The organism is Bacteroidota bacterium, assembly GCA_016699695.1.
In the GTDB taxonomy this organism is placed as follows: Bacteria; Bacteroidota; Bacteroidia; order Bacteroidales; family UBA10428; genus UBA10428.
The window spans coordinates 1,394,770-1,409,584 of record CP065006.1; the positions used below are offsets into that span (position 1 = coordinate 1,394,770).

A 14,815-nucleotide genomic window follows, 5' to 3' on the forward strand; every position below is an offset into this window, starting at 1 on the left:
GAAATGAAGGACACACTGCGATATTTATTTGCTCACCAGACATTGTTCAGAGAACAGGCGAAGGATACGCTAAAGAGTATTAGCCAGGGTTTTTATTCCGAAGCTGAAATAGCTGCATTTATCACCGTATATCTCATGCGCCCCATTACCCCGGACGAGTTGGCTGGTTTTCGCGATGCCTTGCTCGATTTATGCATTCCGGCAGATTGTTCAGATTACAATACCATCGACGTTTGTGGCACAGGAGGCGACGAAAAGAACACTTTTAACATCTCCACAGCCACAGCTTTTATTCTGGCAGGTGCAGGCATCAAAGTGGTAAAGCATGGCAATTATAGCGCCTCGTCGGTTTGCGGATCGTCGAACTTACTCGAACACTTAGGATACCGGTTTTCGAACGAGGCAGGGAAAATCCGCAAAGAACTGGAACAAACTAATTTCTGTTACCTGCATGCCCCGCTGTTTCATCCAGCCATGAAACAGGTAGGCCCGGTAAGAAAATCACTTGGAGTAAGAACCTTTTTTAACTTGCTTGGGCCAATGGTAAATCCAGCCCGTCCACAAAACCAGCTGGTAGGCGTATACAACCAGGAGGTAATGGAACTGTATCATCATGTGTACAAAACTTCAGGGTTGAATTATACACTTCTACACAATCTTGATGGGTACGATGAGATATCCCTCACCAATCCCTTTCGGGTAATCTCCCAATTCGATGACCGGGTTTTTTCTCCGGAAGATATCCAATTGACCACCGTTCATCCTGTAGATTTAGCAGGTGGCAAGAATATTGAAGACTCAGCGAAACTATTTATACATATTTTGGAAGGGAATGGAACAAAGGTTCAAAACGACGTAGTTTCGGCCAATGCTGCCTTTGGAATCAAATGCATGTATCCTGAAAAAAGTATTGAAGAATGCCTGGCAACAGTCCGCGAAAGTTTGGAAAAAGGCAAAGCTTTGGCCGCATTAAAAAAACTTATTAAACTTCAACCCTAATATCATAGGCATGACGATTCTTGACGAAATAATATCCTACAAAAGAAAAGAAGTAGCCAGTTGTAAAGAGTTAATCAGCACTGCAGAGCTCGAGCAGATGGTGCTATTTCAACGTCCGGTCCTGAGCATGAAAGAATCGATACAAAAAAAGGGACCCAATGCCATTATCGCTGAGTTTAAACGACAATCACCTTCGAAAGGTGTCATTAACAACAAGGTAAAGGTCGAAGAGGTAACCAAAGCCTATTCGCAAGCCGGAGCCGCTGCTATTTCGGTGCTTACCGATTTTAATTTTTTTGGGGGTAGCATCGACGATCTGGTCGCAGCACGCAGGCAAGTAAATATTCCCTTGCTTCGCAAAGAGTTTATCATCGACGAATACCAGCTTATCGAAGCAAAAGCCTATGGTGCTGATGCCATCCTGCTTATTGCCGCGGTGCTTTCAGCTGAAGAAATTCAATCGCTCTATGCATTTGCAAAACAACTTGGACTGGAAGTTTTGCTGGAAATACATAACGAAGAAGAACTCGACAAAATAAACAGCAATGCCGATCTGGTGGGTATCAACAACCGTAACCTGAAAACCTTTGAGGTAAACATCGAAAACTCAATTCGACTTGCTAGCATGCTGCCGGCCGATATGCCAAAAATTGCCGAGAGTGGCATCCATTCTGTTGATATTATCCAGCTATTACAAAAAAAAGGTTTTGATGGTTTTCTCATGGGCGAAAACTTTATGAAGACCGAGAACCCAGGCATGGCTTTTCAAACTTTTATGCAACAGCTTAAGGAATGAGACGCACTTTAAAAATAAAAGTCTGTGGCATGCGCGATGCTGCCAATATTGGTCAGGTTGCGGAATTAAAACCCGACTACCTGGGACTTATTTTTTACCCCAAATCGCCCCGATATGTCGAAGACTCTCTGGCACCGGCCATTCGCCAGACTATCCCTGATAACACCACACTAACAGGCGTCTTTGTCAACGAACTCCTGCCGGAAATAATTCGCAAATCGAACCTCTTTGGCTTTAAATGGATTCAGTTGCATGGAAACGAAAGCCCAGATTATTGTATGCAGTTGCAGGAACTCGGATTCACCCTTATTAAGGCTTTTGGGGTGAACGAACAATTCAATTTCAAGAAACTGGATTCGTATCAGCAGGCCTGCACTTATTTTTTGTTCGATACCCGCTCGGAAGCGCACGGTGGCACCGGCAAGAAATTCGATTGGATGTTGTTGAAGCAATATTCCGGCGAGAAACCTTTCTTTTTAAGCGGAGGAATAGAGGCGAGCGATGCCCAGTCCATTCTATCCCTGACACTGGTGAACCTTTTCGCTATTGACATCAACAGCCGGTTCGAAATGGAGCCCGGAATGAAAGATATACCCAAACTTCGGAAATTTTTCAAAGAAATACGTACCCATGAATAAATACACAGTAGATAAAGACGGCTTTTATGGTGAATTTGGGGGAGCCTACATCCCTGAGATGATGTACCGCAACATCACTGAATTGCAACATCGTTACCTCGAAATTATGGCCAGCAGCAGTTTTAAAAAAGAATTCGATGTGCTGATGCGCGACTTTGTCGGTCGCCCCTCACCGCTCTATTTCGCCCGCAGACTTTCTGCCAAATACAATACCAGGGTTTACATTAAGCGAGAGGACCTGAACCATACCGGATCGCACAAACTAAACAACACCATCGGTCAGATTCTTATCGCTCGTCAACTGGGCAAAACACGCATCATTGCCGAAACAGGGGCCGGACAACATGGAGTGGCTACTGCCACCGTTTGCGCCCTCTTTGGTATGCAATGCGTAGTTTATATGGGCGAGGTGGATGTGAAACGGCAGATGCCCAATGTGCTGCGCATGAAAATGCTGGGTGCCGAAGTAATACCCGCCACCAGTGGCAATAAAACTCTAAAGGATGCTACCAACGAGGCCTTACGCGACTGGATTAACCATCCGATCGATACCCATTATATCATTGGTTCAGTAGTGGGGCCACACCCTTACCCCGACCTGGTAGCGCGCCTTCAATCAGTTATCAGCGAAGAAATACGCTGGCAGCTAAAAGAGCACGAGGGGCGCGAAACTCCTGACTATGTGCTTGCCTGCGTGGGTGGTGGCAGCAATGCTGCCGGGGCTTTCTATCACTTTCTCGACGATGAAAAGGTAACACTGGTAGGTGCCGAAGCAGCAGGGCTGGGAGTTGAAAAAGCCGAAGAGACAGCGGCTACACTTACAATCGGATCGCCGGGAGTTTTGCACAGCGCACATACCATGCTCATGCAAACTTCCGATGGCCAGATAATTGAGCCTTATTCCATCTCTGCGGGCCTTGATTACCCGGGAGTTGGCCCTCTGCATGCCCACTTGTTTAAAACGGGCCGCGGAAAATACTATCCGGTAACTGACGATGAGGCCCTCAAGGCAGCCTTTATGCTTGCAAAACTCGAAGGTATTATACCCGCTTTGGAGTCGGCTCATGCATTTGCCCTACTCGAAAAAATGACTTTTAATCAAAAGGATATAGTTGTGATAAACCTTTCGGGTAGGGGCGACAAGGATATGCAGACCTATATTGATGCAATGAATATACAAAACAAGGGATAGCCCAGGCTCCCAAAAAGCTTATCCTGCATTATACCAAGAAATATGAACAGACTCAATCAACTTTTTCAGCATAAAAAACACAATCTCCTCTCGGTCTATTTTTCTGCAGGCCACCCAAATCTGCACGATACAACCGAAATATTATTGTCGCTCGATAAGGCCGGAGCCGATATTGTCGAGATAGGAATTCCATTTTCCGATCCGGTAGCAGACGGACCTGTTATACAACGTAGCAGTCATCAGGCACTTCAGAATGGCATGAGTCTTTCGTTGTTGTTTGAACAATTAAAAGATATACGAAAAAAAACACAGATACCCATTGTGCTCATGGGTTACCTGAACCCTGTATTGCAATTTGGTATTGAGGCCTTTTGCAAAAAGTGCCAGGAAACAGGTATCGACGGTGTCATTTTGCCAGATCTTCCGCCAGCTTTGTATCAGCAGCGATACCAGCCATACTTCGAAGAAACCGACCTGGCAAACATCTTGTTGGTTCCCCCGCAAACCGACGATGCACGCATCCTCGAACTCGACAAGTTGTCGAAAGGTTTTCTATACATTGTGGCTGCCTCTTCTACTACCGGCACCAAAAAAGGATTTGAACCCTATCAGATCGAATATTTTAACCGTCTGAAAAAACTAAATCTTAAAACACCTACCCTCATCGGTTTTGGCATTTCTGACCATCAAAGCTTTCAGGAGGCATGCCGTTATGGCAATGGTGCTATTATTGGGTCGGCATTTATTCAAGCCCTGGAAAAAGAAGGTTCGTTGAAGGGAAAAATTGAGTCGTTTATCGGGACAATTAAATCGGATTTATAATAAGTGGATATATTCGATGCAATATTTTCAGCTGAACTTAAACAAGCACCACTTCAAATAAACTTCCTGCCAGATGATGACGGTATTTAAAATACGCTTTATTTACTTGTTTCTCTATATGGCTTTTGCTGTATGGAGAGTCTATTACAATATTTTTCTGGAGCAGGAGGGTTTTACAGGTACACAAATCGGCACACTGAATGCCATTATGCAAGGAAGTATTTTTCTGGTTGTCACTCTTTGGGGAGTGTATGCCGACCATCATGGGATCAGACCAACTTTACGCATTGGGGTTTTGGTCACTGCTGTGTTTATCTTCTTTCTCGGAAATGTAACAAGTTTTGCTGCCCTTTTAATTTATATACCGCTCTTATCGTTCTTTTACCATCCGATGGGGCCGCTCACCGATGCTCTTGCCATGCAGTATGCCGAAACCGAAAAGAAACATTCTTATGGCAGTTTCAGGTTATGGGGTTCATTAGGTTGGGCACTTGCTTCGATACTGGGTGGTTTTTTGTTTGCAAAGCTCCCCCTTAATAATATTTTCCCCTTGTCGGCGCTATTGTTTCTTTTTGCAATACCCTTTTTAACGACCCGTAAAAGAAAAAGAGTGTTTAAACCAAATTTTGAACGTCTTCACTTTAGAGAATTACTTAAGAATAAGCCTCTCATGTGGTTTACGGCTTTAGTAGCACTTTATGGTATAATTTGTTCGCCGGTAAACTCGTTTCTGAATCTGTATTTTTCGTCAATTGATGCATCCAATAACACCATAGGTTATGCATATGCCATCATGGCACTTAGCGAAATACCACTATTTATAATTGGTAACCGATTGCTAAAAAAAATAGGCCTGCATAGGCTTATACTCATCGGCATGCTCACTATGTTCATCCGTTTCTTGTTGTATGGTAGTTTCCCAACCATAGCTGTAGCACTGGCTACTGGTGCTCTTCAGGGGGTTTCGCTGGCTTTTTTTCTGGTAGGCGCCATCGAATACATTGGCAAAATTATGCCCCCCGGCAAACAGGCCACCGGGCAATCAATTATTTGGGGAAGCTACCTGGGGATAGGACAAACAGCCGGTAACCTGCTAATCGGATTCTTAATGGACAAAATTGGAATGGTGTCGGTGATGCAGGTCTTTATCGCAGCATCGGCTCTCTGTCTGTTGATGGCTTTCTGGTTTTTTAAAATTCATCGCCACCCGGGAGGTTGATTTGATCAAAAGTTCCTGAAAAAACGGTAAAAAAGAAGTTGTGCCGAACTCCTACCAACCTGCCAACAACCAATTCAATGCAGCAGTGCGGGTTGCAAAAACCATGTGCTGGTAGCCCGGAATTTCCTGATCCACCTCCAAAGCCATTGAAAATGCCGTTTCCATAGGTCTTTGGTGTATCACGGCTGTTCTTACTGAGGTGTAAGAACTAAGTTGCTCTTTTAGGGTATCGAGAATGATGGAAGTATCAGAGATTTCAAACCGGTAATTTGCCTTGGTGGCATCGGTTAAAATAAGCAAATTGCGCGGAAGCGAACCATCGTTTTTAATTTTCTCTCCGTATTCAATCAATTGGTTCAGATCCACCTCGCCACTGTATTCCACTTCGAGAATCTGAAGGTTATTATTGAATTGATAGCTTATCATTCTGCCTCATAATTGCTTTTCAAATATAGCGTATTATGCTCAAGAAATCTGATCAAATTGGTTCGAAAGACGAATTCATTTCAAGTCTGCAAAACCGAAATGCCTTCCTGATTATTCTACAAAGTTAAGTACAAGGTTATTCTCTCGACAGAATACATCAATATCGTATTGGGTTAAAAAAGTCGGCATATTGAATAAAACATTGGCTCCCTGCAGATGCTCCTGGATCCAATCGACCCCATACCAGGTAATCGTATCGCCGGCAGGAAGACTGCGTAAAAGCATTTTTAACTCTTCGCGACTCGTTACCGCATATTCATTGGCTAATACCTCTTCGGTGGTTTTATAGCGGCTGGTTGCAACCACTAACGAGAAACGCAAATCGCCATTTGCATCCCAGGAATAAAGCTCCCAACCCACATCGTGTGCCTCAAGTATAAGGGAATCGGGAATTGTCAACTCGCGAACATCCAACAGGGGTTCTTTGGTGCAGGAAATCAGAACAGAAGTCAATAGAATTAAAAGTATAAAACCTCGCATGGCGATTTCTTTTTTTATGTTGCAATTACTGATCTTAAACGGTTCGCATGTGCGAATTGTTGCAGCGAAATTAATCGGATTTACTTTACTCGCAAGCTATTGCATAAGCTGGGCGTTGAGGATTTCTTCCTCGCGTATCCTGGCCTGTATGTCGTTATAATATCCGTTGGCATCTTTGTCGTTGTAATCGACATAGGCTCTGCGCGCCCATTCGCTGGCTTTTTGCAAATCGCCCAGCACTTCCCATGCTACTGCAATGTTAAAAGCTGCCTCGTTGTATGCTTTTTTGTCTTTCTTGTGGTTGCTCTCCAAGACCATGGTCCACGATTCGATGGCTCCTTTCCAGTCGGCAACTTCAGACCTGCGCACACCCTGCTGCAGGTTTTTACTCTTTTTTGGCTTGTTGTAAAAATAACGTGTAACGCTCGTAATCCAGGGCGAAATGCGTTTACCATAGAATAAGCCCAAGTCGTAACTTACCTGGTTAACGATCTCTACTTTGCTTAAAACGGTATTCACAGCCGATTCTGCCGAATAAACCGACGAGTTTAAATCGATATATTCGGTGGTGCGATACTCATCGGTAATTTTTTGTTCCCGGGGATCGTAGATGCGTAAACCAATGTTAAGGGTCACTGTTCCGCTTGTATTGATGGAAGTCGTGTTCACATTCGGTGTCTTTATAGTTCCCATGTTGAAAGGAATACCGGTGACCATGTAATCGGAGTCGAACACTTCAATGGCCATTACTGCATCGGCGTTGTATTTCTCGCAATACTTTTTCACTGCATCCCAGTCCAGTGGTTTCGGAAAGGTGTTTTTAGTTCCCCCTCCTTCGTAACGCTCCCCGGACCGGATGACGGTGATGCGGCCGTAGGATGAACAAAGTTCTACTATGCCTTCGATGTATTTTCCGATTGCTTGCTCGTCCTGAGCAAACACCTCGCCAGTAAGTACTTTCTCTATTTTGGTTCCGGAATTGACTGGCAATAATGTGCCATCAATGACAACAATTGACCGGATATGCGAGGGAAGTGGCGCCAGGGCAGGTTTGGTAGTGTTAACACTAACCCAAGCATTGTTCTGCAAAAGAAAAAATGCTGCTGCCAGAAATAAGGTTGTTCTAATTTGTTTCATCATAACAATATTAATTTTGAAGGTATAATCGAACACCCATGTTATTGTTTAATTGCTATCGTGTGTGTTTTACTAAACATGGGTGCTTCATTTAGTTGGATTGAAATTAAACTAAAAATACAGAATTGGGCGAAACAATATCTATGCCATTTGAAAAACTAATTAACAAGTCGGTGGAAACCAGATAAATAACTTCAAGTATCTTATAAAAGATAAGCCTGAGTCCAATTGATAGCCAGTTACTACAAGGACTTTTTGCTTATTCTTTGTTGGAACAAATTGTACGATTACTATTTTTTCTTCTCATTGTTGCATGTTCTTCCCCGATGTTTCATAACTTTTGGATACCAATTAAACCAAACTACCATGAAAACTTCCGATCAACCCCAATTGATTTCCTACAAAACCCTTCAACGCACCCTTGGAATCACAGGTGTTTCGCTTCCGGTTATTCTAATTCTCGGGTCGATCGTTCTCGATCGTTGCTGTGGAGTGCAAGGTTCTATCAGCAATTATTACCACACACGAATGGGGAATGTATTTGTGGGTTACCTTTGTGCCATAGGTCTTTTTTTGTGGTCGTACAAAGGTTATCCCGATAGCTGGGACAATCTTGCCGGCAATCTGGCCTGCGTGTTTGCCATTGGAGTAGCTTTTATGCCTACAAGCGTTACACCCGATGAGCTTTCGAATTGCCTGGTTCAGGAAACAGACAATGGCATTGTAGGCGTTTTGCATCTGATCTCGGCCGCTTTGTTGTTTTTGGTTTTAGCAGCATTTTCTCTGCTTATCTTTACCAAAGGAGACCCGCAACCTACTCCACGCAAAATTCTGCGTAACAGGATTTACAAAGCCTGTGGATGGATAATGCTGGCCGGAATTTTGATAATGGCCATTTATATAGTATGGCTTCGCCAAAGCTTCCCTGCCTTGCAGAAATTAAGCCCCATTTTTTGGCTCGAAGCACTTTGTTTGTGGGCTTTTGGTATATCGTGGCTAACGAAAGGCGAAGTAATTCTGAAGGACAAATAGTTTTAAATATTCATCTTCAGTTAAAATTGAACTTATTTCATTTTTCTATGATTTCTATACTGAAGTTTTTTGTGTTAATTTTGGGGCACAAAAACATCGATGAAGCTTAGAATCTTATTTTGAATCACTTTAATACAACTGTGCAACTATGAAAAAAATCCTTTTTACATTTCTTTTAATAATAGGAATCTCATGCGTTTCTATGGGTCAGGAATTTGGTTTGCGTTTTGGAAACTTTGGCTACAATGGGGTTGCCATTGATGGAGTTTTCCAGGCAGGAAAATTCAGCCGGATACATGCCGACGCATACTTTAATGATGGCCTGGGTCTTGATGTGTTATGGGATTTTCTCTACAAGCCACTCGGCGAGGAAGCTTTCAACTGGTATCTTGGTGCAGGTCCTTACACCTTCTTAAGCGATAATTTTCAACTGGGTGTAGCGGGCGAAGCAGGTATTGAATACCACTTTAACGGAGCCCCGCTGGCCTTAGGCCTCGATTGGAGACCTTACCTGAGAATTATTGATAACACCGATATGTATTGGGATAGTTTTGGGTTAAATATCCGATTCGTCTTTTAACAGAAGCTCTTGTAATAAAATCCTCCAATTCGGTTTAACGATAGTAGCGCACAATTTGGTGCGCTATTTTTTTATCTTTAGGCAAAAATAGGGATTCTAAACCCAAACCTTCTTTTTATCCAATATGGAAACCGGAATACTCAGCGATATTGTAATCATCTTTGCGCTTTCTATTAGTGTTAACTTACTGTTTAACAGACTGAAGGTACCCAACATTATTGGCTACATGCTTACAGGCATCATTGCCGGCCCCCACCTGCTCGGTTTAATAAAAGGGAAACACGAAATTGAACTGATGGCCGAAATTGGTGTGGTTCTGCTGATGTTTACACTGGGCCTTGAGTTTTCGCTGAAACAACTTATTAAAATCCGAAAGGTGGTTTTTCTGGGTGGATTTTTGCAATTTGTCCTCACTGGACTGGTAATCTTTGGGGTAGCAAAGGTTTTCGATTTACCGCCAAGAACAGCAATTTTTGCAGGCTTTATCACTTCGCTCAGCAGTACAGCCATAGTACTTAAAATATTGCAGGAGCGCTCCGAACTTACCTCGAACTATGGACGAACTGTAATCGGAATCCTGATTTTTCAAGATCTCATGCTGGTGCCCCTGTTGCTGTTTACCCAGTTTATGTCGGGCGATAACCTGGAAATTGGTCAGGATCTTTTACTGCTTAGCTTGAAGGGTATTGGTATTATTGCTTTCATTTATGCTGGTAGCAAATGGGCCACTCCATGGCTATTAAAATTCCTGGTCACTCGTAAAAATCAGGAACTGTTTCTGATGAGTGTATTCCTGTTTTGCATTGCTGTGGCATTGCTTACTTTCAGCCTGGGAATGTCGCTTGCATTTGGAGCTTTCCTTGCCGGACTGATGATTTCTGCTTCGGATTACAGTCACAATGTATTTGGCAACCTGGTGCCCTTTAAAAACATGTTCGCCAGTTTCTTTTTTGTATCCATCGGAATGCTTCTGGACCTTAGCTATGTATTTGATAACCTGGCCCTCGTTAGTTTTACACTTTTATTGGTATTATTGGTAAAAACAATTATTGCCGGAGGTACAGGCTTTATTCTGGGCCATACTTTCAGGGGTACTGTGCTGGTAGGTATTGCCCTTAGCCAGGTGGGTGAATTTTCTTTTGTGCTGGCCAAAATAGGCCGCAGTCAACAGCTACTGCCTGAGAACCTTTTTCAGCTTTTCTTATCGGTGGCCGTTTTAAGCATGTCGCTCACACCTTTTTTTATCTCTATTGCCCGGCCATTTACTAATTTTTTACTTAAACTTCCCCTACCGCGAGTGCTTATTGATGGCTTGTTTCCCTTAAAGGAAATTCCGGTACCAGAATATACAGGCCATTTGGTTATCATCGGAAAAGACTTAAGGGCACAGAAACTGTCTATGCTCGCGAAAAAACAAGATATTCCTTACGTCTCCATCTGCTTCGACCCTATTATGGTCCGCGAAAAGCAAATAGCCGGCGAAGCTGTTATTTATGGCGATGCCCTGAATGAACCAATCTTGTTGAAAGCGCATGTCGAACGTGCCGATATTGTGGTGGTATCTGTAGGTGATGTCATTGCTTCTACGGCCATTATCGATAAGGTGCGCCAGATAAATCATCATGCTTTCATTTTGGGTCGGGCAAAAAATGTGGAAGACCTCGAACTGCTTTTTAAACAGGGAGCCAACCACATTGTACCGGAGAAGTTCGAAACTGCCATTGAGTTTTTTAACCAGATTTTGAAAAAAAGATTAATGCCCCAGCGCGATATTTCGGTATTGGTTAACAGGGTGCGTGAAGATTATTATGGTGTTTTTCGCGAGTATAGCCGTACCGAGCCCGGATGGTTTCTGGAAGAACTACCCGACTTTGAAATCAATGCCTACCGGGTAGAAACAGGATCGGAAATTGTGGGCCGTTCGCTCCGCGACATAGCCTTGCGCCGCCGGATGAATGTGACACTTCTGGCTATCAAGCGTGAAAATGAAATTATTGAACACCCCGATGCCGACATTAGCTTTGTACCCGATGATTGCATATACCTGTTAGGAAGACCTGAAAACCTCGTGCAAGCCCAAAAAATGCTCACTTCCAATCAAACTATCCATGAAGAACCACTTACAAATTAGCATCTTTTGTTTTTTATTGCTAACCTCAACAAGTTTTTTAACTGCCCAGCAACATCGCTTTTATCCTGAGCATGGCGACCTGCTTTTTCAGGACCTGGACTGCGGACCGCTCTGCGATGCCATCGAATCGGTTACGGAAGGCTACCATGGTGCCAACTTTTCTCACATGGGTTTGGTGGTTTTACACAGCGATTCTTCTTATTGGGTTTTAGAAGCCACCGGAGCAGGAGTAATTGAAACAGCTTTCCAACAGTTTATTCAACGCAGTACCGACAGTGCTGGAAATCCAAAAGTGATGGTAGCCAGGGTAAAAGATGCCTATTTGCCGCTAATTCCGAAAGTAATGCTGCTAAAGGAAAAATACCTCGGCTTGCCCTATAATACCAGTTACATCTGGAACGACAGTAGCTATTACTGCTCGCAACTTATTTATACACTATTCGAGCAGGCAAACAATGGAGCAACTTTTTTTGAACTTCAACCCATGACTTTTAAAGTTCCCGGAGGGTTTGAAATGAATGCTGCATGGAAAGCATACTACCAGGAACTCGGAATTGAAATTCCTGAAGGTATGCCTGGCTGCAACCCCGGCGGTTTGTCGCGTTCGGAGAAAATTGAAGTGGTGTATTTTTATGGCACTCCGAAAGGTTATCTCGAAAGTCATTCAAAATAAAAGATCTTGCTGGTCACTCCTATCAACCTGCTCAAATTACCGTTAAGACAGATTTGATTTCAATTACCCCTGGCTGAAGCCAGGGTCAATTGAATTGTTTAGGGTTCAATTAACTGTTTAAAAAGAATGTCTAGTCTGATTTAACCCAACTAAATCAGCTCCCGAGCAAGGATTCGAATTCGCTCATAAGCCACTGTGATGTAGGGCCTATTTGGCCTTTATGAATGATCCGATGGTCGATACAGGTAACTGGCAACACCTTTTTAGTGGTACCGGAAAGAAATACTTCATCGGCCGTAAACAATTCGTCGAAAGCAATATCGCGCTCGATACATGGCTCGCCCTTTTCCTGCAGCAGATCGAGTATAATGCTACGGGTAATGCCTTTCAGCATATTTCTGGCTGGGGTAAATACCTTTCCGTTTTTTACCAGAAATACATTTCCGCGAGAAGTTTCGCTGACGATACCGGCATTATAGTATAGAACATCGGCAGCACCGGCAAGGTCGATTTCGTGTTGCCAGTATACCAGTGGTAGGTAGTTGGTCGATTTGGCTTCGGGTAAAAAACGCTGGTACTCTTTGCTGATTAACATAATGCCTGTATTGTAAGTAAAGCGCGTGTCGATAGGCAGAACAAGCGGTATAATAAAAAGCTCTGCCGGTATTTCACTTCCGGAAAAAGTATCAATAGGATAGGCAAATAATTTAATATAAAAATCATCTTCCTGGCAACGCTGAATGATTTCATGAACCAAGGCCTGAAGCTGTTCTGGTGAATACTCAATTTTCAGCCTCATCAAACTCATGGTAGTGAAAAAGCGTTCCAGATGCCGATGGAGATAAAATGCTTGTCGGTGCCTTACGCCAAAAAAATCGAAAGCCCCATACCCTCTGTTGGCCGCAATACTACCTGCAGACACTGTTATGGCTTCTGCTTCAATGAATTGATGGTAACAATATCCTGTCATTCTGAATGGGTTTACCTTCCAAAGCTAAGAAGAACTCTTCTAAGGAAAAAACCTTATATCGGCTTTGGCAAGTACTTCCATAAAGGTGATGTATTCAGAAAGTACAATGTCAGGAAAAATTAATTCAGTGGGTTTAACTTTAAACCGGTCCATCGAGGGTTGGCATGCATAAAACTGTGCACCTAACCTTTCCAATTCTCTGAGTTTCTCCTGCGATGTGATAGGCTCACCGGGCTCATGTCTATTTTGTCCCTTATGTCTAAAAACCGAATTAATTCCTCCTTGTTTCTCTTTGTATCCCTGCTCCAGTAATTTTACAGCCGATCCCTGAAAAAAGATGGAGACCTGCATCCCGCTTAGTGCTGCTGCCCAGGCAAAACCAAGAGGCGATACTAATTCATCGGGTCCATCCTCAGAAACAATGAGCGCAAAATGTTTGTAAACGGGTCCCTGATGATGCTTCACAATGCGGTAGGTACTTGTCAGGGCATCCTTGTCAAGAAGCAAGGTCTCATTTCCGGTGAGGCTTGCCCAGGCCATCATGTCGTTATGTAAGGCCTGGTAATTATCAACCCTGAGTTCTAAATAGTCTCCTGTCGATGCACTGTCAAGAATAATAGTAACACTGTTGAGGATGGAGGCAGCCATAATTTTGCCGCTGAAATAGGGAATAACTTCCCCCGACTGGGCTCTAGCTCCCAATGAACCAAAAATAAATAAAACTCCCAACAGTGCCCGCTTGAGTTTCATATTCTAAATTATTTTAATGATTGGGAGCTATCCAATTTTGAAGATTTGTTGTAGTGCGTAGGATGGTAACCTCAGGTCCGTACTTATCTTCGCTTTCCGAAATGCCTTCGAAGTATTTTGTAAATCTGCCAAGAAACCTGAGGGCAGGATTAAAGCTCAGTAGTCCAATAAAACCTATTGCTCCAGCCGACAATCTTACCTTTTTTATACCCGGATGTTTAATCTCGCAATACCGGCTGAGTGCCTCGTTGTTGGTATACGCTTCGGGCCCAAAAACCACCAGTGTTTTATTAAGAACCTCCTCCGACAAATATGCCACAGCGACCATTGCTGCATAGTCTTTTGCCGCGAGCCAATGGTAAGGGTTTTGGTTGTTTCCAAGCATCATGGCTTTGTCATTACGCACAAACAAGGGCAGTGACTCAAAAAACCACGAAGGTCTGAATATGGTATAGTTAAGTCCACTGGATTTAATAGCCTCTTCGGCCTTGTATTTAGCCCGGATAACTGGAAACCAACTGTTTTTTTCACTTACCGAAGCCCCGGAGATAAATGTTACTCTTTCAACTCCCTGGCGGATAGCAGCCTCCAGAATATTTCGAGTACCCTGATGCTCTGTTTTTTCGAATGACTTCATGGAAGGTCCGCCCTGAAGATTGATATGAACTCCATAACAACCATTCAAAGCCTGATCGAGGGATTCCATATTACTGATGTCTCCCTTGACAAATTCAAAATTTCCTGGCATCTTGATGCGGGCCTCATCCGGAGTACGTGTAAAAATAAGAACATGAAAACCATTGCTCTTTAAGGCTGCGGCTACTGGTTTACCGAGCATACCCGTACCGCCAATTACAAGAATTTTTTTCTCCATGGTAAAATCGAATTGTTTAAGTAAAAGTATGTTACC

16 protein-coding genes are annotated in these 14,815 nt (G+C 43.3%); 10 read left to right on the forward strand and 6 right to left on the reverse strand.

What is annotated here, in order from left to right; genetic code table 11:
- The first annotated feature begins 3 nt into the window (after positions 1-3).
- The 6 genes from trpD to IPM71_05995 all read left to right on the forward strand — a co-directional run bounded on the left by trpD (position 4) and on the right by IPM71_05995 (position 5,666).
- Complete coding sequence (gene trpD, locus IPM71_05970; GenBank protein ID QQS52279.1) at positions 4-999, forward strand: anthranilate phosphoribosyltransferase; 996 nt, start codon at positions 4-6, stop codon at positions 997-999.
- Positions 1,000-1,009: 10 nt separating this feature from the next.
- Positions 1,010-1,795, forward strand: coding sequence for an indole-3-glycerol phosphate synthase TrpC (gene trpC, locus IPM71_05975; GenBank protein ID QQS52280.1), 786 nt, complete (start codon positions 1,010-1,012; stop codon positions 1,793-1,795).
- Positions 1,792-2,433 carry a phosphoribosylanthranilate isomerase gene (locus IPM71_05980; protein QQS52281.1) on the forward strand — a complete coding sequence of 214 codons (642 nt, stop codon included), beginning with the start codon at positions 1,792-1,794 and terminating at the stop codon, positions 2,431-2,433. Before trpC ends, IPM71_05980 begins: the two co-directional genes overlap by 4 nt.
- On the forward strand, positions 2,426-3,625 hold the full coding sequence (gene trpB, locus IPM71_05985; GenBank protein QQS52282.1) for a tryptophan synthase subunit beta: 1,200 nt from the start codon (positions 2,426-2,428) through the stop codon (positions 3,623-3,625). The genes IPM71_05980 and trpB overlap by 8 nt, the downstream gene beginning before the upstream one ends.
- Before the next feature lie 42 nt (positions 3,626-3,667).
- Entirely contained in the window at positions 3,668-4,447 is a 780-nt protein-coding gene (locus IPM71_05990; GenBank protein ID QQS52283.1) for a tryptophan synthase subunit alpha, read from the forward strand.
- A 73-nt stretch (positions 4,448-4,520) separates the two neighbouring features.
- Positions 4,521-5,666: an MFS transporter gene (locus IPM71_05995; GenBank protein QQS52284.1), complete on the forward strand. Its 1,146-nt coding sequence runs from the start codon at positions 4,521-4,523 to the stop codon at positions 5,664-5,666.
- Positions 5,667-5,717: 51 nt separating this feature from the next.
- Here IPM71_05995 and IPM71_06000 read toward each other — a convergent pair whose 3' ends face one another.
- The 3 genes from IPM71_06000 to IPM71_06010 form a co-directional block, all read right to left on the reverse strand.
- On the reverse strand, positions 5,718-6,092 hold the full coding sequence (locus tag IPM71_06000; protein ID QQS52285.1) for a hypothetical protein: 375 nt from the start codon (positions 6,090-6,092) through the stop codon (positions 5,718-5,720).
- A 111-nt stretch (positions 6,093-6,203) separates the two neighbouring features.
- Positions 6,204-6,632 carry a hypothetical protein gene (locus IPM71_06005; GenBank protein ID QQS52286.1) on the reverse strand — a complete coding sequence of 143 codons (429 nt, stop codon included), beginning with the start codon at positions 6,630-6,632 and terminating at the stop codon, positions 6,204-6,206.
- 96 nt (positions 6,633-6,728) lie between these two features.
- Positions 6,729-7,772 carry a hypothetical protein gene (locus tag IPM71_06010; GenBank protein QQS52287.1) on the reverse strand — a complete coding sequence of 348 codons (1,044 nt, stop codon included), beginning with the start codon at positions 7,770-7,772 and terminating at the stop codon, positions 6,729-6,731.
- A gap of 363 nt (positions 7,773-8,135) precedes the next feature.
- Here IPM71_06010 and IPM71_06015 point away from each other — a divergent pair, with 363 nt between their 5' ends.
- From IPM71_06015 to IPM71_06030, 4 genes are all read left to right on the forward strand, one after another.
- On the forward strand, positions 8,136-8,801 hold the full coding sequence (locus tag IPM71_06015; GenBank protein QQS52288.1) for a DUF998 domain-containing protein: 666 nt from the start codon (positions 8,136-8,138) through the stop codon (positions 8,799-8,801).
- A gap of 148 nt (positions 8,802-8,949) precedes the next feature.
- On the forward strand, positions 8,950-9,381 hold the full coding sequence (locus IPM71_06020; protein ID QQS52289.1) for an outer membrane insertion C- signal: 432 nt from the start codon (positions 8,950-8,952) through the stop codon (positions 9,379-9,381).
- Positions 9,382-9,505: 124 nt separating this feature from the next.
- Positions 9,506-11,512 carry a cation:proton antiporter gene (locus tag IPM71_06025; GenBank protein QQS52290.1) on the forward strand — a complete coding sequence of 669 codons (2,007 nt, stop codon included), beginning with the start codon at positions 9,506-9,508 and terminating at the stop codon, positions 11,510-11,512.
- Entirely contained in the window at positions 11,490-12,185 is a 696-nt protein-coding gene (locus tag IPM71_06030; protein QQS52291.1) for a hypothetical protein, read from the forward strand. The genes IPM71_06025 and IPM71_06030 overlap by 23 nt, the downstream gene beginning before the upstream one ends.
- 154 nt (positions 12,186-12,339) lie before the next feature.
- Here IPM71_06030 and IPM71_06035 read toward each other — a convergent pair whose 3' ends face one another.
- From IPM71_06035 to IPM71_06045, 3 genes are read right to left on the reverse strand one after another with little or no spacing between them, the layout of a single operon-like run.
- Entirely contained in the window at positions 12,340-13,155 is an 816-nt protein-coding gene (locus IPM71_06035) for an aminotransferase class IV family protein (GenBank protein ID QQS52292.1), read from the reverse strand.
- Positions 13,156-13,194: 39 nt separating this feature from the next.
- Positions 13,195-13,905 carry a DsrE family protein gene (locus tag IPM71_06040; protein QQS52293.1) on the reverse strand — a complete coding sequence of 237 codons (711 nt, stop codon included), beginning with the start codon at positions 13,903-13,905 and terminating at the stop codon, positions 13,195-13,197.
- 13 nt (positions 13,906-13,918) lie between these two features.
- The gene (locus IPM71_06045; GenBank protein ID QQS52294.1) at positions 13,919-14,779 is read right to left on the reverse strand and encodes an NAD(P)H-binding protein; all 861 of its coding nucleotides are present in this window, start codon (positions 14,777-14,779) and stop codon (positions 13,919-13,921) included.
- Positions 14,780-14,815: the final 36 nt, after the last annotated feature.

Bases quoted from the DNA above. Each gene is read 5' to 3' on its own strand.
- trpD (QQS52279.1), top strand. From the start codon at position 4: ATGAAGGACACACTGCGATATTTATTTGCTCACCAGACATTGTTCAGA.
- trpC (QQS52280.1), top strand. From the start codon at position 1,010: ATGACGATTCTTGACGAAATAATATCCTACAAAAGAAAAGAAGTAGCC.
- IPM71_05980 (QQS52281.1), top strand. From the start codon at position 1,792: ATGAGACGCACTTTAAAAATAAAAGTCTGTGGCATGCGCGATGCTGCC.
- trpB (QQS52282.1), top strand. From the start codon at position 2,426: ATGAATAAATACACAGTAGATAAAGACGGCTTTTATGGTGAATTTGGG.
- IPM71_05990 (QQS52283.1), top strand. From the start codon at position 3,668: ATGAACAGACTCAATCAACTTTTTCAGCATAAAAAACACAATCTCCTC.
- IPM71_05995 (QQS52284.1), top strand. From the start codon at position 4,521: ATGATGACGGTATTTAAAATACGCTTTATTTACTTGTTTCTCTATATG.
- IPM71_06000 (QQS52285.1), bottom strand. From the start codon at position 6,092: ATGATAAGCTATCAATTCAATAATAACCTTCAGATTCTCGAAGTGGAA.
- IPM71_06005 (QQS52286.1), bottom strand. From the start codon at position 6,632: ATGCGAGGTTTTATACTTTTAATTCTATTGACTTCTGTTCTGATTTCC.
- IPM71_06010 (QQS52287.1), bottom strand. From the start codon at position 7,772: ATGATGAAACAAATTAGAACAACCTTATTTCTGGCAGCAGCATTTTTT.
- IPM71_06015 (QQS52288.1), top strand. From the start codon at position 8,136: ATGAAAACTTCCGATCAACCCCAATTGATTTCCTACAAAACCCTTCAA.
- IPM71_06020 (QQS52289.1), top strand. From the start codon at position 8,950: ATGAAAAAAATCCTTTTTACATTTCTTTTAATAATAGGAATCTCATGC.
- IPM71_06025 (QQS52290.1), top strand. From the start codon at position 9,506: ATGGAAACCGGAATACTCAGCGATATTGTAATCATCTTTGCGCTTTCT.
- IPM71_06030 (QQS52291.1), top strand. From the start codon at position 11,490: ATGAAGAACCACTTACAAATTAGCATCTTTTGTTTTTTATTGCTAACC.
- IPM71_06035 (QQS52292.1), bottom strand. From the start codon at position 13,155: ATGACAGGATATTGTTACCATCAATTCATTGAAGCAGAAGCCATAACA.
- IPM71_06040 (QQS52293.1), bottom strand. From the start codon at position 13,905: ATGAAACTCAAGCGGGCACTGTTGGGAGTTTTATTTATTTTTGGTTCA.
- IPM71_06045 (QQS52294.1), bottom strand. From the start codon at position 14,779: ATGGAGAAAAAAATTCTTGTAATTGGCGGTACGGGTATGCTCGGTAAA.